At 60.6% G+C, this 18,887-nt stretch carries 21 protein-coding genes; 17 read left to right on the top strand and 4 right to left on the bottom strand.

The features are described 5' to 3' along the window. The first annotated feature begins 23 nt into the window (after nt 1-23). From ACR30Z_RS03805 to ACR30Z_RS03760, 10 genes are all read left to right on the top strand, one after another. Nucleotides 24-902 (top strand): helix-turn-helix domain-containing protein, encoded by an 879-nt coding sequence (locus ACR30Z_RS03805; RefSeq protein WP_434371277.1) that lies wholly within the window; start codon nt 24-26, stop codon nt 900-902. Between the two features lie 201 nt (nt 903-1,103). Then, entirely contained in the window at nt 1,104-1,745 is a 642-nt protein-coding gene (locus ACR30Z_RS03800) for a hypothetical protein (RefSeq protein ID WP_144650620.1), read from the top strand. A gap of 155 nt (nt 1,746-1,900) precedes the next feature. Then, nucleotides 1,901-3,013: a hypothetical protein gene (locus ACR30Z_RS03795; RefSeq protein ID WP_434371276.1), complete on the top strand. Its 1,113-nt coding sequence runs from the start codon at nt 1,901-1,903 to the stop codon at nt 3,011-3,013. After that, entirely contained in the window at nt 3,010-3,741 is a 732-nt protein-coding gene (gene lepB / locus ACR30Z_RS03790; RefSeq protein WP_434371275.1) for a signal peptidase I, read from the top strand. The genes ACR30Z_RS03795 and lepB overlap by 4 nt, the downstream gene beginning before the upstream one ends. Nucleotides 3,742-3,786: 45 nt before the next feature. Then, nucleotides 3,787-4,983, top strand: a complete 1,197-nt coding sequence (locus ACR30Z_RS03785) for a polysaccharide pyruvyl transferase family protein (protein ID WP_434371274.1) — start codon at nt 3,787-3,789, stop codon at nt 4,981-4,983. Beyond that, nucleotides 4,971-6,203, top strand: coding sequence for a lipopolysaccharide biosynthesis protein (locus ACR30Z_RS03780; protein ID WP_434371273.1), 1,233 nt, complete (start codon nt 4,971-4,973; stop codon nt 6,201-6,203). The genes ACR30Z_RS03785 and ACR30Z_RS03780 overlap by 13 nt, the downstream gene beginning before the upstream one ends. Further along, on the top strand, nt 6,200-7,129 hold the full coding sequence (locus ACR30Z_RS03775) for a hypothetical protein (protein ID WP_434371272.1): 930 nt from the start codon (nt 6,200-6,202) through the stop codon (nt 7,127-7,129). Before ACR30Z_RS03780 ends, ACR30Z_RS03775 begins: the two co-directional genes overlap by 4 nt. Then, nucleotides 7,130-7,420 carry a PqqD family protein gene (locus ACR30Z_RS03770; protein ID WP_144650602.1) on the top strand — a complete coding sequence of 97 codons (291 nt, stop codon included), beginning with the start codon at nt 7,130-7,132 and terminating at the stop codon, nt 7,418-7,420. Nucleotides 7,421-7,653: 233 nt separating this feature from the next. Continuing rightward, nucleotides 7,654-8,685 (top strand): glycosyltransferase, encoded by a 1,032-nt coding sequence (locus ACR30Z_RS03765; RefSeq protein ID WP_434371271.1) that lies wholly within the window; start codon nt 7,654-7,656, stop codon nt 8,683-8,685. Next, a complete protein-coding gene (locus ACR30Z_RS03760) occupies nt 8,682-9,431 on the top strand; it encodes a WecB/TagA/CpsF family glycosyltransferase (protein ID WP_434371270.1) in 750 nt (249 codons plus the stop codon). Before ACR30Z_RS03765 ends, ACR30Z_RS03760 begins: the two co-directional genes overlap by 4 nt. On the opposite strand, the gene ACR30Z_RS03755 is transcribed toward ACR30Z_RS03760, so the two are convergent. Next, nucleotides 9,357-10,679 (bottom strand): hypothetical protein, encoded by a 1,323-nt coding sequence (locus tag ACR30Z_RS03755; RefSeq protein WP_434371269.1) that lies wholly within the window; start codon nt 10,677-10,679, stop codon nt 9,357-9,359. The two genes, ACR30Z_RS03760 and ACR30Z_RS03755, sit on opposite strands and share 75 nt — an antisense overlap. Before the next feature lie 51 nt (nt 10,680-10,730). Next, nucleotides 10,731-12,101, bottom strand: coding sequence for a sugar transferase (locus ACR30Z_RS03750; RefSeq protein WP_434371268.1), 1,371 nt, complete (start codon nt 12,099-12,101; stop codon nt 10,731-10,733). 92 nt (nt 12,102-12,193) lie between these two features. Here ACR30Z_RS03750 and ACR30Z_RS03745 point away from each other — a divergent pair, with 92 nt between their 5' ends. The 7 genes from ACR30Z_RS03745 to ACR30Z_RS03715 all read left to right on the top strand — a co-directional run bounded on the left by ACR30Z_RS03745 (nt 12,194) and on the right by ACR30Z_RS03715 (nt 17,046). After that, entirely contained in the window at nt 12,194-12,607 is a 414-nt protein-coding gene (locus ACR30Z_RS03745; RefSeq protein ID WP_434371267.1) for a hypothetical protein, read from the top strand. A 178-nt stretch (nt 12,608-12,785) separates the two neighbouring features. Then, nucleotides 12,786-13,325, top strand: a complete 540-nt coding sequence (locus tag ACR30Z_RS03740; protein ID WP_434371266.1) for a TM2 domain-containing protein — start codon at nt 12,786-12,788, stop codon at nt 13,323-13,325. 14 nt (nt 13,326-13,339) lie between these two features. Continuing rightward, complete coding sequence (locus ACR30Z_RS03735; protein ID WP_144650587.1) at nt 13,340-13,711, top strand: PH domain-containing protein; 372 nt, start codon at nt 13,340-13,342, stop codon at nt 13,709-13,711. A gap of 432 nt (nt 13,712-14,143) precedes the next feature. Further along, nucleotides 14,144-14,761: a hypothetical protein gene (locus ACR30Z_RS03730; RefSeq protein ID WP_434371265.1), complete on the top strand. Its 618-nt coding sequence runs from the start codon at nt 14,144-14,146 to the stop codon at nt 14,759-14,761. Nucleotides 14,762-14,932: 171 nt separating this feature from the next. After that, a complete protein-coding gene (locus ACR30Z_RS03725) occupies nt 14,933-15,685 on the top strand; it encodes a hypothetical protein (RefSeq protein WP_434371264.1) in 753 nt (250 codons plus the stop codon). A 23-nt stretch (nt 15,686-15,708) separates the two neighbouring features. Further along, entirely contained in the window at nt 15,709-16,383 is a 675-nt protein-coding gene (locus tag ACR30Z_RS03720; RefSeq protein ID WP_434371263.1) for a sortase domain-containing protein, read from the top strand. A 45-nt stretch (nt 16,384-16,428) separates the two neighbouring features. Continuing rightward, nucleotides 16,429-17,046, top strand: a complete 618-nt coding sequence (locus ACR30Z_RS03715; protein ID WP_434371262.1) for a hypothetical protein — start codon at nt 16,429-16,431, stop codon at nt 17,044-17,046. Nucleotides 17,047-17,059: 13 nt separating this feature from the next. Here ACR30Z_RS03715 and ACR30Z_RS03710 read toward each other — a convergent pair whose 3' ends face one another. Both ACR30Z_RS03710 and ACR30Z_RS03705 read right to left on the bottom strand, forming a co-directional pair. Next, nucleotides 17,060-17,728: a response regulator transcription factor gene (locus ACR30Z_RS03710; protein WP_434371261.1), complete on the bottom strand. Its 669-nt coding sequence runs from the start codon at nt 17,726-17,728 to the stop codon at nt 17,060-17,062. Then, nucleotides 17,725-18,882, bottom strand: a complete 1,158-nt coding sequence (locus tag ACR30Z_RS03705; protein ID WP_434371260.1) for a sensor histidine kinase — start codon at nt 18,880-18,882, stop codon at nt 17,725-17,727. The genes ACR30Z_RS03710 and ACR30Z_RS03705 overlap by 4 nt, the downstream gene beginning before the upstream one ends. Nucleotides 18,883-18,887: the final 5 nt, after the last annotated feature.

The raw sequence follows: 18,887 nt of genomic DNA, 5'->3' as shown, positions 1-18,887 counted from the left end.
CCAGCAGGTGGGATGGGGGATTTATGACAATGCAGGATACCGATGATTTCCCGGCGGATGTCGAGGAAATCATCCATGGACAAGGCGTTGCCGTCCAGCGTGCCGAATGGATATTCGGAGTTGTTTCGCTGGGCTCGTTGTCGGGAGACCTGGGTGCGTTGAACTCAGTGGACTCGCAGGACAGTGTAGATATCTACTTCGTCAGTTCCGGCGTGGTCCGTGACCCACGTTCAGGGGTTTTGATTCAAGGCGAGGGAACTGTGGTTATCGTTCCCGGCGGGCAGCAGTTGGCATCGCCCTTCGTGGGGGAGGGGGAGGCCAAACGGATCCGGATCCAACGGGCTGCGGCGGAGACATTCGTGCCCCATGCCTTGGACAGTGTGACAGTTACGCCCACCCGGTCCAGGCTCGACCTCGCCGCTGCCGCGTTTGTCGTGGCCATCATGGAACAGCCTCCAACGCCCGGTTCCGCTATCGAGTCATATGCAACGGAACAGATCCTGTTGGAACTGACCGGCAGTTTGCTGTTGGACCACTGCGGTGTCTCCTGGAATTCCACGTCAGTGACCTCTGTATTAAGGGACCAGGCGATGGCGGTCATTGCCCAGCGTTGTGCGGACAGGGAGTTGAATCCGGAAGCGGTTGCCAAAGCGGTGCAGTCGTCCCTGCGGAGGGTTCAGGCAGCCTTCGCCGAAGTTGGAAACTCCATTGCGGCAGAGATCCGGAGGCAGCGTGGGCGCTTGGCAAGGACACTGCTTACCGATGCGCGCTACGACGTCCTGAGTGTCCAGCAGATTGCGGAGCAGACCGGTTTCGGGACGACGGCGGCACTGCGGCGCGCCCTTGACGAACTATACGGTTGCGGGCCCACGGACCTTCGGGAACGGCGGGGGAGGGACTAGCGCGGAGCCTGGAAAGTCGCTGAATGGCGGGGATTTCGGTCATTTCGTGCAGACCTTGGACCATACAGCGACAATCTTGCCGCAGGTGCCTGATCTGTGCTTTCCGGCCCAAAAGCGTGAGTAATGTCTATGCGTGATGGGGGAACTCGGCATGTGCTGGATTCCAACCGATGGTTTTCATCCCTAGCTGAAAGAAGAACTATGAGCGACGAACTTACCGTTTCCAAAGCGCACTCACGCCGCGCTGTGGTCAAGGGTGCAGCTTGGTCCGTTCCGGTCATTGCAGCAGCTGTTGCAGCACCGGCCGCGGTTGCGTCCGTAAACAACGCGGGCCTTGCCATTACCGGCACACAGACGGGCTTGCTGTCCCTCAACCTGCTGGACGGCGGCGGCACTCTGACAGCAACTGCGCTGACCACCGTGCCCACCGAGATCACCGTGACCAATGGCGCCGGTGCGATCAACCAGAGCGCCACCATCACGGTTACCGTTGGCCGCCCCGCGGGCATCAACATCCCGGTTGGTCGCGCGCGAGGATTCGGCGTGTACTCCTACAACGGCGTCAACAGCACGGCTGGCCAGCGTACGGCTGTGTACCAGTCCGCGCCCATCGTCGGCCAGTTTGGCTTCCCGATCACCACCTTCACCACCACGCAGACCATCAACGTGGCCAGCAACGGAAGCTTGCTTGTCCCGATCGTCTTCGGCCTTGCCGGCACCAGTACTGGTGTCGCGATCAGCGCGCTGTCCAGCTTCCCGGTGACGATTACCGTTGATCTCGGTACTCGCGTTCTCTCGGCCTCGGGCAGCATTACTGTTCCGGTTGGTGCAGGCATTCTCTAAAACTTCTTTGTCGAATTTTAGGGGCGAAAACGCGTCAGTATTTGGCTGACGCGTTTTCGTGCGTCCTGGTGGCAGGATGATGTTTCCTTTCGGGTTGAAACATGCAAGGTCGCTGACTTTGTGTGGCAGACCGGTGATTCTTTGGATGGGTTCTAATGCAGGCCAGTGACTTTACGGTAGATGCCCTGGGCGGCGTGGTCCGGATTCGCCTGGATTTTTCCGATAACGAATTTGATGGGCACCGATTCAGCAAATTCAGGGATCCTTGGTGTGACGCCGCGCCCGAAAGCCGAGCATCGGATACCGTCGTGGCGGAACTCCTCTGGCGATTCCCTGATGCCGAGGGCACCACGGGGTCCGTTGCCGAGTTGTCCACCTACGCTACGCTGGCGGCCATCGAGGCAAACCGGGGACGGTTGTTGATGTTGCATGCTGCGGGCGTCGCCGATGATGCCGGCAAAGTACTGGCCTTCATCGGCCCTTCCGGCAAGGGCAAGACCACGTTGGCACGCACTCTTGGTACTGACTATGGTTACGTCACTGACGAGACTGTTGGTATTGGGCCTGACGGTTCGGTCCATCCATACCGCAAACCGTTGTCCGTCATCCGGTCCGGTGAGGACTATAAGGAGCAATTGGCCCCTTCTGCCTTGGGACTTCGGGAACTCCCGGACGCTGCTTTGCAGTTGGGTGGCTTGATAGTGGTCGCCCGTGTTGAAGATTTTGTCGGTTCGCCGGAGGTTGCCACACTGGGGCTCTGCGAGGCGTTGGCTGCCATCGTCCCGGAAGCCAGCTACCTTGCGGACATGGACCAGCCGCTGCAAACAATTGCCCGGCACGTGGACCAGTGCGGGGCAATCCAGCAGGTGACGTACCGCGATGCGACGCAGGTTCTGTCGCTCGTGCCGGAACTCATGTCGCGGACAGAACCGGAGGAGTGGCAAGCGGTTCTGCCTACTGAGGGAGCCGGTGTGCTGAGTACGGTGTCGCAAAGCTCGTTCATGCCCGTGCCTGTTATTGATGCTGTCGAGGCCGGTGGCCAGACGGCAATCCTGGACACCAACCGCATGGTTCATGTGCTGGACGGCGTGGGGCCGGTGGTGTGGCGGACCCTCGGCCGCGGCCTGGATTATGAGTCGATTCTGCGTGAAGTTGAGCTTGAGTTTGGGGCGCCCCCGGAGCAGAGCCTCGACGCCGCCGTCGACGGAATTCTGGGTGCCTTCGCTGATGCGGGCCTGGTGCTCCGCATCCCGGTGCCACAGCCATGAGTCCTCACACAACGCAGGCAGCACGCCGCCGTCGACGATTTTTTCGCTCACCGTGGGCCCACGCTGTCCTTGCCCTCATCGTGGTGTCGTTGATCCAAGGATTCCTGCTGAAGGTTTATCAGGTGCCCTCGGGGTCCATGGAACAGACGCTCAATGTCGGTGACCGCGTTCTGGTGAACCGCACCGCCTACGCATTCACCGAACCCAAACGCGGAGACGTCACTGTTTTCCGTAAGCCAGCCACCTGGGGGCCGGGACCTGAGCATGGTTCGTTGCGTACCGCCGTCGGCTGGTTCGGGGAGGTGACGGGTATCGGCCCGAGCAACACGGAGTACGTAGTCAAGCGCCTGATCGGGGTACCGGGCGACACTGTGGAGTGTTGCGGCTCCGGCGGTCAACTCACTGTCAACGGCGAAGCAATCGCGGAACCTTACGTCTTCGAGGACCTTCCGTTTGATCCCGGGAACCGTGACTGCACGACGGCGGTCGCCTCGCCTCGATGCTTCGGGCCGATCCGGCTCGGCCAGGACCAGTACTTGCTCTTGGGCGACCACCGGTCCAATTCGGACGACTCGGTGGCAGCATGCCGGAGCGCTGCAGCGGAGACCGATTGCGTCAAGACCGCCGGACGCTCCGATCTGGTGGGAACCGTGGAGTGGTTCCTGTTTCCCTTCGAAAAGTGGGGCGGCAGCGAGAACCTGAGGGCTGCGATCGGGAGCACACAATGACCAGGGTCCGCAAGGATTCCCAGACCGTCGAACGGGGACAAACAGGTGGGTAATCTCAACCGCATGGTGGCGGGGTATGCGGCGCCCACCCTGGTCACCGGCCAACGGCGGATCCTGGGGTTTGAGAAGCCCGCGGACATCGAGGCCGGTGTCACTGCGGTTCTGTCGCCTGCGAGCTACGGCTCCTTCGGCGATGAGGGCATGATCCAGGGAAGCAGGGACAGCATTGTTGCCGCCTCCGGGAAAGCACAGCTGTTCACACCCGGCCCGGTTGAGCCTTGGACCGCGATGGGTGTCACGGGCGTGAGGTCCATCGATGGGATCATTGCCCTTGGCCGGATGCATATGGACGCACGCAAACTGAGGCGTCTCACGCGCGCGGAACGAATGGTTGTCCTGGGCGCGGACTCCATCGACGGAGCCTACGGCATCCGCTCGATTTCCCAGCGGGTCAGTCTCCTGAACGTCGCGGCAGCACAAGGCAGGCGCGCTGAGTTGGCCAACTTCAGCTTCCGCCGGAATCCCAGTTCCGACGCGCTCACTGCGTTGCGGCGCTTGGACAAGCGGGTGCGGCTGACTGCCCGAGACAAGAATTCGCAACGCCGCGCGACTGAAGCTCTGCAACGTGCGGTTGGCGTATTCCCGGATGTGGCCGCATACATGAAGCCTGGGCAAAGCGCGGTGATCGACTCCTTACGGGCCTGGGTGGCGGGACGCGACCGGCCCGTGGTTGTCCTGGTTCCGAATGCGCACTTGGCTGCTTTTGACGGCACCGGATACAAGGAAGTGGCACGCAGGTTCCAGGCCTACATGGTGGCATTGCTGGATGCCGGTTTTGCTGTGGTTGTTCTCCCGCACGATGTCCGTGAGAAACCCGGAGACATCGCGATGTCGGAACAACTCATGGTCGGTATGCCCCATGACGACGTGATGTTGGCCGTGCCACGGAACGCCCAGGAGGCAAAGGGCATGCTGTCCTTGGCCGACGTCGTGGTCACCGCGCGCATGCACGCTGGAGTGGCGGCACTCAGCCAGGGCGTTCCCTGCGTGGGGTTGGATTACGTGGACAAATTTGCCGGCCAGTTCCAGTGGTACGGCGCCGAGCAGTTTGTGGTGGCATGGGAAGACAACCCGAAACCACATCTGGTTGCAGAACTGTCCCGGTTGGCCCTGTCCCAAGCGGGAAACGCCCACCCAAGCACCCCCGATTTCGTCAAGGCGCCACCACCATGGTTGCGCTAGACCAACCCGTCAGGCGCAGCCACCATGCATTGAATGCCGCAGGCTCACTGCTTGTGCCGTTGAGCTCGCTCCTGGTGGCGCCGCTGTTGACGCGTTCGCTGGGGCCGGCAGGACAAGGGGACTTTTCCACGAGCCAATCGATCATTGTGGTGGCCGCTTCCGTCCTGGGGCTCGGCACGTCCGATTCCCTCGCTGTGTATGGGAACTACTGGTTGCGGAGGTTCCGTTTCGGCGCATGGATGACCGTGGTGGTGGCAGCTTTCGTGCTCGCATCGGTGGCAGCGTTGGCGTTCGTCCAGGCAGGTTTCCTCCAGCCGGACCTCAGCTGGTCCCTTGGCTTCGGTGCCGTGGTCTTCGCCGCAGCGTTGGTCCAACGGGGGGAGGTCCTGAACCGCAACATGATCCTTGCGCTCTCCGTTGAAAAATGGATCACGGCGCTGTCGCGGCTTGTACTCACGGCAGGATTGTTCTTCACGGATCTGCTGAACCTGCAGACTGCAGTGCTGACCCTGGTGGTCCCGCAGGTGCTGGGATTCCTGTACCTGTGTGCTGCCTGCGTCAGGGTGCCAAGGGAAGTCAGCGTTGCCACGACCCGGGCCATGCGCCAAGTGACGTTGAGACCGCTCAGAACGTTGAACTGGGCCGTGCTCGGTGGCCTGGGTGGCGTCCTTCTGGTCAATCTGGACCCCATAGTCCTCAGGCCACTGATTGGTGCTGAGCAACTTGGTTACTACGCAATCGGCATGCTGGTCGCCGAACTCTTCACCGTGGCTGCCAAGCCCTTCCGCGACGCTGCCATGGCTGGAGGCAGCGGCCTCCGGAAAGCGACCGAGTTCAGTGCTGTCATCCGATGGTGTGCCCTGGTGATGACCGCGGGAGTGATTGTCTGCGCAGGAAGCTTGTGGTTCCTCATTCCGTTGGTCTTTGGCGAGGAATTTCATGGTGCGGTCCTCCCCGCAGTGATTCTCGCCGTCGGGGGTTGGGCCAAAGGCATGGGCTTCCTAGTCAATGGAATTCTTGTGAAAACGGGCCACGCGCGCATACGTGCCTACGCGACGCTGACCGCGGTGCTCTTCAGCGTCGGCGGGATGATTGTTCTATCGCCGATGGGAGCAGTTGGAGCGGCAATTGCCGGCTCGGTTGCGTACGTGGTCATGCTGGCTCCCGGGGTAGTATTCCTGCGGGCACGCGGAAGAAAATCGGGCGGGGAATTCGGATGACTCAACAGGTGGATGTGGCCTCTGTTGCATTGCCGGTGGCAGTAGCGACCCCTCTCGCTTATGCCCTGGTGGATCGGATTGCGGCCGAGCACTCCGTGAGGGTTCTTGCCATAAAGGGTCCTTTGCTGGAGAAAATGGGCCTTCGAAGTCAGAAAATCTCCAGTGATGCGGACATTTTGGTGGAACCTTCCCGGATGTCCGAGTTCTGCACGATCCTTGCAAGCTATGGGTGGAAAGACCGGGACGTAAGGTTTGCGCCAAGCATCCTTGATCCACACTCACGGACATTGATCCACGAGGAGTGGCCGAGTGACATCGATGTGCACTCGTATTTCCCGGGCTTTTTTGGGAAAGCCGGGGAGGTATTTGATCTTCTGTGGGAAACGCGCACCCAGGGTGAATTGGCTAACGTTCCTGTCCTGACTGCCAGTCGTGTGGCCAACGGTGTGATTGCGTTATTGCACGTCCTGAGGAACTCGTCGACGGCCGAAGACGATGCCCAGTACGCCGAACTGATAGCGGGCCTCAAGCAGGACATGGATCCGGTGCAACTTCAATCGCTGGTCCGGCTGGCTGATGTTGGAAGAATTCGGCGGGTTTTGGAGAAAGAGCTTCGTGAGCTGGGCGTCGATGGGCCGTTCGACGACCTGACGGCGGGGGAGCTGGCCCGTTGGGAGATTAACCGGACCAGTGCCCAGGCCACTACTGGGGGGTGGCTTTACGCCATCAGGATGGCCGAATGGAGGTCCAAGATTCGGCTCTTCGTCAGGGCGGTATATCCCAGTAATGAGGAACTCCGTAAAGATCCTGGGATGGCTGAAGCGGATCGCTTCGGTTTGATTCGGTCGCGGGTGAAGAGGTTGGCACGGGGTATCAGGACGTTACCCTCCGCTTCTGCAAGTCTCTTCAAAATCCGAGGGGACTAAATGGACAAATGGTACAGGCCGTCGGGTATTGCTTTCGAACTCTGCGAGGAAGCCGTCTATGTCCTGGATCTCCGGGATTTGCAGGGAGATCTTCGCCCACGCGCGCTCCAAGGTCCTGCAGCCGCTATCTGGTTGACCCTGGGGACCGTCGATTCACCTTGCCCCGAACTGGATCTGGTGAAGAGCGTGGCGGAAGAATACGGAATGGAGCTGCATGAAATTGAAGGACCGGCTCTGGACTTCCTCCGTGATCTGGAGTCAGCCGGGCTTGCTGAACGGATGCACGCGTAGAAGGTCGGAATGCTTGCAATTCATAGCAGCTTCATAAGGTGACGCAGGGCCCGTTCCAGCACAGGACCTCATTCCTCATGAAGTAGAATTCATGAGGAATGAACAGTGGTTTCCGGTGGTATTGCTGCAGCGAAACCAGCTGTATTGTTTGACGTTTCATTGGGGGAAGAAATTATGGAACCGATGCCTCGGTACCGTCCTGCGTGCATACTCCATGAGTGTGAAGTTCGCAGATGACCACGTTGCTCGAAAATGGTGCAGTTGTTGGCCAGAAGAAGAATCCGGTTTTCGTCAGCTGGATTGATTTCCATGGACGTAGCGAGGGCATCGCCCGGCGGCTAGGCATTGAGGAATGGTCCGACGGCGGTGGGTCCGGCCCGTTGCCTCTGCGCTACCTTAGGCTCTGGGTTTCCACGTGGAAGTACCTGCGTCGATACAAGCCCACCGAAGTGATTGTCATGCAGCCTCCCGTCGTCGCGCTCTTGGCCGTGCGCTCCGCCGTCGGGAAGAACGTGCGCATCTGTGGCGACCTCCATACCGGCACTTTCTATGACCCCAAGTGGAAGTGGTCCACCAAACTGGTGGCCAAGCTCCTTGGCGCACCCAACCTGGCGATCGTCACCAACGATGCCCTGGCAGTCCAAGCCCAGGACCATGGAGCCGAAGCCTTGGTCCTGCACGATCTCATAGAGACCTACCCCGAAGTAGGTGAACTCGGTGAGTTCGAGGACCAAGGACTGGCCCAACTGCAGGATAAGAAGTACGTCCTGGTCCCCATCACGTACTCATACGATGAACCTCTTGAGGAACTGGCCGCAGCAACCCACTTGGCTGGCGGCGTCGTATGGGTCTTTACCGGCCGGGCGCCCGAATCGTTCTCTCAGGCATGCAACGCTGCCAATACCGTCTTCCCCGGTTTCGTCTCGAGGGCAGAATACCTTCGGCTTTTGGGGCATGCCAACGTCTTGCTTGCACCGACCACCGAAGAAGACACCATGCAGCGAGCCGGCTACGAAGCAATGTGCGCCGGCAAGGCCTTGGTCACTTCGGATACTGAAGTCCTCCGGGACTTCTTTGGCGAAGCGGCCTTGACTGTTCCACCGCGCGCTGAACTTTATGCTGACGCGGCCAATGACGCCGTCCGCAGGCAAAGCGAATTGGAGGGCTCGATCGTTGAGCTCAGAACCCGGCGAGTACGTGAGCAGTCCGCGGCGCTGCAGAGACTGAGTGAATGGATCCACAACGACTTGGGGACGCGCGAATGAGCAACGGCAACGTGGTAACCCGGCGGGAACGCGTCTTCGACCTTCCCCTGGATCTGTTGACCATGGAGGAGTCCGTGGATCTGTGCCACCACCTTGTTGGCGAGCGTGGCCATTGGCGGGCTGATTTGAACGCGTCCATTGTGCTTGCCGCTTTGGAAGACACCAAACTGCGGCAGTATGTGGAAGCGAGTGCCATCAGCAACGCCGATGGACAATCCATTGTCTGGGCCAGCCGCATTCTTGGCGTTCCGGCACCTGAACGCGTTTCCGGCATCGACCTGTTCCTGGAGTTGATTCGGCATGCTCCGGAGCGTGGGGACCGGGTATACCTGTTGGGCGCGCGGGACGACGTGGTCCACACTGTCGCCGAAGACTTCATCTCCAGAGGGGTCAACGTGGTTGGCTACCGTAACGGGTACTGGACTGCTGACGAAGAATCCGGAGTTGTGGAAGCCATTGCTTCCGCAAAGCCCGAGCTGCTCTTCCTGGCGCTTCCCAGCCCCCAAAAGGAGCATTTCGTCCTCCGCAACAAGGATCAGCTGGGGGTTGGCCTGGTGTTCGGGGTAGGTGGATCGTTCGATGTCATCTCAGGACGCTTGAAGAGAGCGCCGCTGTGGGTTCAAAAGCTGGGCTTGGAGTGGTGCTACAGATTCGCTCAGGAACCGCGTCGGCTATTGAAGCGATACCTCGTGGGCAACACCCGGTTTGTGTTGCTGACGTTGAAGACGCGCTTCGGTCGAAGCTAGGGAACCGCTGGATGTCAGCTTCCGGGTTCTCAATCCGGAGGCGAACGTCGCGCCAACCAGCAGCCACATGGGTACCGTTGCGTTCATGGAGCCGGCAGTCTCTGCGAGCATCGCAATGACCAGTGCTCCAATGGCCAAATAGGATTCCCACCGCCCGGGTTGCCGCAGCAGGAAAACGACAGCTGCACCCAGCGCTGCAACGTAAATGCCTACGGTCACCAAACCAGCGGCAGAAAACGCAATTCCCGAGAGGCTCTCGGACGCCTCCTGAAGCCCGCCTGCCTTTCCTGCAAAGTTTCCAACGTAGCCGAATCCTCGACCGATCACTGATTCGAAGGCATGCTCAACGCCCACGGTAAGGCCATCTACATGGGAATCGGAATTGCCGAGGTCGGCGATGTTGTTGCCCGCCATGAGGGCGGGGATCCCCAGAATTGGCAGGGCTACCAGCGGGTGAAGCTTCCTTGCCAGAATCGGTCCGACAATGCCGATAAGCATAAGAAGAATCCCTGCTCGGCTGATTGTGGCGATGGTCGCGAGTCCAAATGCCAGGACCAGCAATAACCTCCAGCGGGACCGCACGGCATGAAACGTTAGGACAGCAGCTGCACCAGTCGCAATGCCTGTTGTAGGCGGATTCAGGAAGAGCCCGCCAGCTCGGACTGCAAGTTCGCCAGCCAAGTCAAAGGACATGTAGTAACCGGGCAAGCCGTTCGGGTACATGGCAGTTTTGCTGAGAAGGGCAAAAGGAGCGGGATCAACAAGCCGTATTCCCAGTACCTCAAGCCCGATGTAGGCGGCGTTGAGGAGACTGATACCCATCACTGCCACCAGGACCCATCGCCACTCGCGCCGGGTCATGACCAACCCACAGACGATTACCAACACAGGCATGCAGACTTGCCGGAACAGGAAGAAGGCGGAGTCGCTGGGAATAAGACTCTCATCCACAGTTCGCCAAAGAGCGATCAAGCAGGCCACGATCCAAACCACGGAGAGGAGGGCTGGAACGTTGAATCGATGAGCCAATCGAGTGAGGGCAACCATGAACATCAGCGAGATGCACAGATCGTCCATGAGGTTGAAGCCACCGAAGGATGAATAAGTAAGAAGGATGTTCTGAGCAAGTCCACTGATCAGCGCTCCCAGCGCCAACACCCCAATGAGCCAACCCGCTTGATCCGGGGTGAAGCTGAGTCCCCTGAACTCAGGGTTCCGCTTCTCATGCAACCGGTGTCCGGGCTTCAAGGTGTCCTTCTCATCATGTATTGCGAGCCTTACTTTGTGGTGGTCTGAACGCTAGTAAGCGCCGTCTCTGGCGAGCACTGCACGTAGCGTGCGGAACAGGATCATCAGGTCTTGGGCTGGCGACCAGTTTTCTACGTAGTAGAGGTCCAGCCGTATGGACTCTTCCCACGACAGGTCACTGCGGCCACTGACCTGCCACAAACCGGTGATACCCGGCTTTACCATCAGCCTGCGGTGCTCGTGCTGTTCGTAGACCGCCACTTCCGAGGGCAACGGAGGCCGGGGTCCTACCAAGCTCATGTCACCTTTCAGGACATTGAACAATTGTGGGAGTTCGTCAATAGAGTATCGGCGAATCCATTTTCCGATGCGGGTGACGCGAGGATCGTTCTTCATCTTGAACAGGACGTCGTTGCCTTCGCTGAGCTGCTTGAGCGCCTCCAGTCGCAGCTCCGCGTCGCTGCGCATGGACCGGAACTTGTACATGTGAAAAGCTTCGCCGGCTTTGCCGATGCGCTCCTGGAGGAAGAACACTCGCCCGCGGCTATCGAGCTTGATCAACAGTGCCACAACAGCCATCGGGAGCGATAGAAACGCAAGAAGAACGGAGGAGGCAAGAATATCGAAGGTGCGCTTGGCTATGGCCTGCATCCCCTCCAGCTTTGGCGTGGTGACGTGCACAAGCGGCAACCCTGCGACGGGCTGAATATGAATCCTCGGACCTGACACATCGGTAAGTGCCGGTGCCATGATCATTCCAACGTCGCGGGCCGATAATGCCCATCCCAGATGACGCAGAAAGGTAGGGTCAGCACCACTGGAGATGGCCACCGTGTCAGCCTTTCGCTGCTCAATGGCATCGAGCACTTCCTCAACTGATGGGGATGTGCCCAGGACTGGCAGCCGCTTGTCAATGCTGCCGGAATCGGTGAGGAAGGCCGCCACGGGTTGGTAACCCGAAACAATATGCTGGTTCAGCCTCGTCCATAGGTGGTCCACGCTCTGGGCCGCACCTATCAGAAGGACGCGATGAAGATAAAGGCCATCGAGCCTGCCTTTGTGGAGAATCTGCCGCTGGAACCAGCGGCTTGCCAGCAGCAGGAGGATTCCCAGGGGGAGGGCAACCGAGACGTAACCACGTGCCGTCTGCAGCTGGAGAACGTAGGAGACGACGGCTAGTGCACCGAAGAGCCAGAGAGACGACGCCGCCACCCTTTTGTATTCTTCGGTTCCGGTACCGAGGACTTTCGCGTCTTTGGTTCCGCTGAACTCCAGTACTGTCAGCCAAACGACAACGAGCAGAACTGAAACAGCCGCGTAGGAGACTTCTGTTTCGGCAATGGACGCATCTTCGGCTCCGAAGCGGAGTATGTGCGCGCCGCCGACTGCAAGCACTACGCACAGCAAGTCCAGAATGCGCATCTGCATACCTTGAGCGCGCAGCCAGGTTGTGCTGCCCGTGGACCCGCTGGTAGTTGACGACGTTAGCGAAATGGCCATGCCGAGGACTACTTATGTCGCAGCAAAGCGCCGGCAGGCATGCGGCGGTTCTCCAGCACGGTTATCAGAGTCAGGACACAAATATTCACGATTCAGCCCCCATAGCTGCCCCCAACGCCCTATCAGGCGAACGTAAATTAATCGAACAAACCCAACTGAACGCAGTTGACTTGACGCTTCAAGCCCATCCTAAAGTGACTTTAGTTGCATCTCCAAAACTTGCCGAAGACTTGCGGAGTGCGATTATTCACAGTGCTTCAAGAACGTTCATTCCGCGCAAATATTGCTATTTTGCGCGCAATAGGAAGGCATCTGATGCAATCCATTCTGTGCAAATTTTAGTAAATTTTGCGCAAATCCTGATTGTTGACAGTGCAAAAAATGCGTTGATTCAGCGCTGTGTCGGGGTTCGGGCGGTGCCACCATGAACCCGCTTGGGTCAGGGCTCAAGAACCAGACGGTCTCCAGCCCGAAATGTTGCGCGCAATCAACGTAATTCGCGCTGTGGTCCGTCAAACTGGTCTCGGCACAATGCTTGGGGGATGCCGGTTCTGACTGTCGCCCGCCACCTTGGGCTGCATTGACTATCTCCGAAAGGCATCCATCATGGCACAACCACATCCAGACGACCACGCAGCTCAACCGGAAGGCGGCCAGCCTCCCGTCCCGCCGCAACCGCAGTTCCACGAACAGCCACAGCCGCCCCTGCCTCCGCAGGGCTATGCCCAGCAGCCCCAGCAGCCTTATGCACATCCCCAAGTTCCGCAGCAGCACTATGCCGCTCAACCGCCGGCACTCCAGCAACCGCAGTACTACGCGCAGCCTCAGCAACCGCAGTACTACGCGCAGCCCCAGCAACCGCAGTACGGTGCCCAGCCGCCGCTGCCCAACCCGGCGTATGGCTACCCGCAGCAGAAGTCGAAGATCGCTGCCGGCCTGCTGGGGATCTTCCTGGGCGGCCTCGGTATCCACCGCTTCTACTTGGGTTACACCACCATCGGTGTCATCCAGTTGGTTCTCACGATTGTGGTGGGCATCTTCACGTTCGGTCTGATCGGACTGTGGGGCCTCATCGAGGGCATCATGATCCTTGCCGGTGCTGAATATTTCCGAAGGGACGCCCAGGGCGTCCCCCTTCGCGACTGACCCCGGGAGAGATCTTGACCAACATCATTCACGACAAGCCAGAGCAATTGGAGCAGATCCGGGCGGGCTTACTTCAAGGCGAGATCGTCTATGCGGTGTACGACTGCATCGGCGTGGGTACTGGCTTCGTCGGTATCACCAACATGCGCGTCATCCTGCAAGACAAGAGCTTTGTTGGCAACAAACTGGCCATCGTCTCCGTGCCATACAAGAACATCCGCTCCGTCTCCATGCTGTCCAACAAATCGATGATGGGCCGGTTCGCCTCGACATCCAGCATCGGAATCGATACCGGCGGCAGCATCAAGGAAGCGGATTTCCGCGGTGACGACAAAGCCAGGCATGCCCACGACCTCATCCTGTGGAATGTGTTGACCACCAAGTAGTGGTGGCAGCGTCGGTGTCCCGCCCGATGGGGGATCAGGAGGGACACCGACGGCGAGCTGTTTACGCTTCCCGTCACCTTGCGCACGGGTTAAACTTTGAGGACACGCTTCGAACGCATTGTGCGAGTTGTGCGTGCTGGGAACGGAGATCGCCATGCTCCAGATGATCATGTGCAAATTGAACCTCCACCACGTCTGGCACGTGGAATCCGCGGAAGATGGCAGCGGCCGTTACAGGCGCTGCACACGGTGCGGCAAGTACGACCGAGACTGGGATGGCAGCGGTTTCATGCACTGAAACGGCCAGACGCTCCCGCGACGTTGGCGTGGCGCCGTCGGGCTAGACTGTGCGGATCAGGACGGATTGGGGGATCCCGTGCGACGTAGTCGACGTTCCGCTGGTCAGTCGTTGCCAGCGAACAAAGGACGAGCGTGAACTTCTTCGATGACTTCCCGGCGCCCGAAGCCGTCCAGCCTGTGAGGGGCGCCAGATTCGTTCCGCCACCGTGGGTCGGGGCGCCGGATCATGAGCTCCCGACCGTAGTGCACATCGGCCAGTTCCTGCATAACAGTCCAACCCTGATGCTTGCCGTCAGAAGCGCCAGCGTGTTCTCCGTGGGGTGCATGTTCGATCTCGTGTGGATCATTCGACGGGCCGATGAGGACAACGTTGAATGGGCTACGCTCCACGCCACGATTTTCCAGCATGGACCCAACATGGGGCCGCACAGTGCGGACCGGCAGCTCCTGTTCGGCGTTCAGCTCCCGGACGGCAAACGCGCTAGGACGGGCCTTCAAGACATGGGCGCCCACATGAACCCGACACAGCAGCCTGAGCCGCCGACGTTGACATTCCGCGGTGGCGGCGGAAGCGGTGGCGACGACGAGGTTTCTGCCTCGGGCAACCTCTGGCTGTGGCCGCTGCCCGACGACGGCGAAGTCCGGCTGGTGGCCCAATGGAAAGCCCTGGGAATGGAAGAAGCCTTCATCGTGCTTGACGGTGCTCAGTTGAGAGCCGCAGCAGCAAGAGCACAGCCCTTCTGGTCGTAGTTCCGACCTGCAGGCACGGCGGAACCGACCGCCGTCGTCGTATCCCTGTGGTACCGGCACCCATCCGAACGTCCCGCGGCTCCGAATAGTCTGTGTTTCCGTTTCCGGAGGCACGCACGTCTTAGACGCGTCTATGAGGAGATCATTCCGATGAACAAGACACTTAGATTCATGGCTGTACCCACCCTCGCCTTGGGGGCACTGGCTCTCGCAGGCGCTCCCGCCATGGCCCACGACGGGGAACACCATTACCAGTCCACGTTGGGTGCCATCAACGGCAGCTCCGCATCCGGCACAGTCACGGTCGACGTCAACGGGACCCAAGCCCACGCCGTATTGAAAGTATCCGGCTTGGCCGCGACCTTCATGGATGCTCCCTATCCTCACGTCCAGCACATCCACGGTGGTGCGCAGGGTGTTTGCCCGCCTGCCTCGGCCGACAAGGATGGTGACGGAGTCGTTTCCACTACCGAAGGCGCCCCGTCTTATGGCGGCATCGTCACCACTTTATCCACCAGTGGAGATACCAGCCCTGCAGCAGGCCTTGATCTGAAGCTTGCTGGCCAGGGTGCCAGCTACACTGTGGACCGCACCTTCGAAGTCAACGCCGAAACGAAGGCCGCCCTCGAAGCCGGGACCGCCGTCGTCGTCGTTCACGGACTGGACCCGGCAACACTGAGCGCGGCAGGTCAGGCTGCCAAGAGTGACCTGGTTCCGAGCCTTCCGTTGGCTGCTACGTCGCCGGCTCTTTGCGGCACGTTGGCCGAAGGTATGGCCATGCCTGGCGGCGGTGTTGACACCGGTGTTACCGAAACCCAGGGAATGGATGCAGGGGCACTGGCCCTCGGTGGCGGGTTCGTCCTGGCAGCTGTTGCCGGTGGCGCGTATGTGATCCGTCGCAATCGCGTAGCTTCAGCTGCCTAAGCTGACGCCGTCGAGCTGAGCTGATGACAAGCGTGAAACACCCCCGCCGTGCAGGTATGCGTGCCTACACGGCGGGCGGTCTGCTCCTGCTTCTGGCGCTGACCGGATGCAGCCCGGTGGACTCGGAGAAGCCGGCACCGCCATCGGCCACGTCTTCCACTGCCGCGCCGACACAGACCGCGGCGCCGGCACAGTCCGTCGCGCCTGCACCCACAACTGTTTCCAGCGAACCGCCGGCCTTGGCCGCGTCCGATCCGGTGGTCCTGGAGATCCCCACGATTGGTCTTCGGAGTGAGCTGATCAGTCTGGGGCTGAGGGAAAACCGGTCATTGGAAGTGCCGCAGGATACCGGAAACGGAGCACCGGCGGGGTGGTACAACGGATCGCCGACTCCTGGTGAACGGGGGCCCTCGGTGGTCCTGGGCCACGTCAATGCCCTGGGCGGGAACAAGGGTGTCTTTGCGGATCTGCGCGCACTCACAGCCGGCTCGGACATCGAGGTTGCCCGCGCCGATGGCAGCACAGTGGTCTTTACTGTCGACCGGGCAGCCACGTACAGCAAAGGCGACTTTCCCACCTTTGACGTGTACGGCAACACGGCCGGACCGGAGCTTCGCCTCATCACCTGCGATGGCTACAACGCCGCAACCGGCCTCTTTGATGACAACTACGTGGTGTACGCCAAGCTCAAGACCTGACCCGCGGAGTGATGGCACTAACATGCCCAAGAAATGGACCTTGCGATGAAGAAACCCCAGTATTTTTTGGCCGCACTGGCCCTTACTGCACTCCTGCTCTCGTCATGCGCAGCCGGCACCGCGGCACAGCAGCCGCCTTCCGAGGCCGCGTCTCCATCCGGCTCAGCTTCTGCGGACGGTGGACACGCTGCCCACGGCTCCAGCACCTCGTCCTCCGATCCCTCCGGCGGCCCCAGCGAGGCCTCCCTCATGGTCTGCGGTGACGAAACCATGGGGAACGTGACCTCGATCCTGGGCTTGGACTCAGCGCCGCACACGGTTAACTCCTGGGCCAACAGTACGTTCGCCTGCACCTATCACATGCTGGGAGGGGCATTGAAAATCACTGTCCAGGAAGCAACGGACAAATCGACTGCCCTGAAGTACTTCGAGGCCATGGAAGCCTTGGCAACCGACGCCAAGCCCATTGAAGGTCTGTCCAACCTCGGCTTCCCTGCCTACGAGACCGCCGACGGTTCAACGGTGTTCCAGAAGGACTCCATGATCCTGCACGTTGATGCCTCCGGGCTGCCGGAGAAACTAGGCCCCAACAGCATCACCCGGACCGAATTCGCCTACCAACTGTCCACCACCATTCTGGCCTGTTGGATCGAACACCCCTGAGACGCGGGCGAGTTCACGGCCCCGCGGAAACCAGCCCCGACTCATAAGCAAGGATCACCAGGTGAGCTCGATCCCGGGCATCCACTTTGGTCATGATCCGGTTGACGTGTGTCTTTGCTGTGTGCGGGGAGATTACCAGGTCCGCCGCGATCTCCTGGTTGGTCAGCCCCCTGGCGACGAGGAGGAGCACCTCCCGCTCGCGCTCGGTGAGTCGAGCGAGCGTCTTGTCCTCCCACACGGTGGCGCGGGGAGCGGGCTGATGTACGAAACGCTCGACGAGGGATCGCGTCGCAGCGGGGGACAACAGCGATTCACCCAGATGGATGGTTCGCACGGCACGGACGATGTCGTCGGGCTCCGCGCCTTTGCCGATGAAGCCGCTCGCGCCGGCACGGAGGGCGGCCACAATGTACTCGTCTTCCTCGAAGGTGGTGAGGACCAGAACTCGCGTCGTGCCGCCGGAACGACCCGCGCAGATTTGCTCTGTGGCTGCGATACCGTCGAGCTCGGGCATTCGGATATCCATGACGACGACGTCCGGGACCTCTCGCGCCGTGGCGGCCACAGCCTCGCGGCCGTTTGATGCCTCGCCAACCACTCGGATGTCGCCGTTGTCGGACAGAATGTCCCGCACGGCTTGCCGCACCAACGGTTGATCGTCGACGACGAGAACCCTGATCATCTCCCCGTCCCGTCTGCAGAGGGGATAGTGACGATGAGCCGAAACTCGCCGTCTCTGCGCAAAGTCCGGACGTTTCCACGCACGGCCGCCACCCTTTCGCGTAGTCCACGCAGTCCGTGCCCGCTGGCTGCGGCCAAGGAAGCTTCACGACCCACGGGATTGGTGACCGTCAGCAGTACGTCACCTGCGCTGGCGCGGATGTCGACGGCGGTTTGGTTGCCCGTGCCGTGTTTGTGCGCGTTGGTGAGGCCCTCCTGCAGGGCCAGATAGGCGGCGTGGTCGCTTGCTGAGGAGAGCGGGGCGATGCCCTGCTCCCTGTGCAATGTGACCTGCAGGCCGGCATCGGTGAAGCGGGAGAGTAGATGGTCAAGCCGACTCAGCCCGGCCTGTGGGTGGAGATCACGTTGTTCGTCCGCATTCTCGGTGCGCAGGAGCGCCATCAACGTGCCGATGTCGGCCAGGACTGATCGGGACGCACTCCGGATGTTCGTCAGTGCCTCTTGCGCCCGTTCCGGCCGTGCCTGCAGCGAGGAGGAGGCCACCCCGGCGCTAAGGCTGATCACGGAGATTTGATGAGCAACCAGGTCGTGGAGATCCCGGGCGATCCGGACGCGTTCCTCAGCCACCCGCCGTCGTGCTTCCTCTTCCTTGCCGCGCTCGGCTCGTTCGGCGCGTTCGGTCACGGCGGCGATGTACTCGCGGCGCGATCTTGTGGCGTCCCCCATGGCACCGGCCACGACGATGAAGGAGACGAACTGAAGTGCCCGGGAGTCGAAGAGATCGCCGTGAAGTGGGACAGAACTGACAACGAACACCACCAGTGCTGCCAGACCCACATAGATGATTGCCACCAGCCGTCGTGTCCGGGCTGCCACTGAAAACGCCGCCACTGTGACAGCGATCAGCGTTCCGGGCGCGAGTACTCCGGCGAAGGCGATGCCAACGGTGCAGGCGAGACTTACCCCGAGCGTAGCGACGGGCCAGCGGCGGCGAATTGGGATCACCGCAACGGGCAGGAGTGCCACAACGAGCAACAGTCCACGGGCTTGGAAAACTTCGTCGGGATAGGGAAGGACGCCAAAGAGCACCACAAGGGCGACGGCGATGACATCACCCAGCGGTGCGGTGATTCCTGGGGGGCGGAGTGACGGCACCCGCC

The sequence above is a fragment of the Paenarthrobacter sp. FR1 genome (assembly GCF_051106045.1).
GTDB classification, from domain to species: Bacteria; Actinomycetota; Actinomycetes; order Actinomycetales; family Micrococcaceae; genus Arthrobacter; species Arthrobacter nitroguajacolicus_A.
Note: the sequence above shows the minus strand (reverse complement) of the source record. Positions and strands in the feature narration are given on the sequence as shown.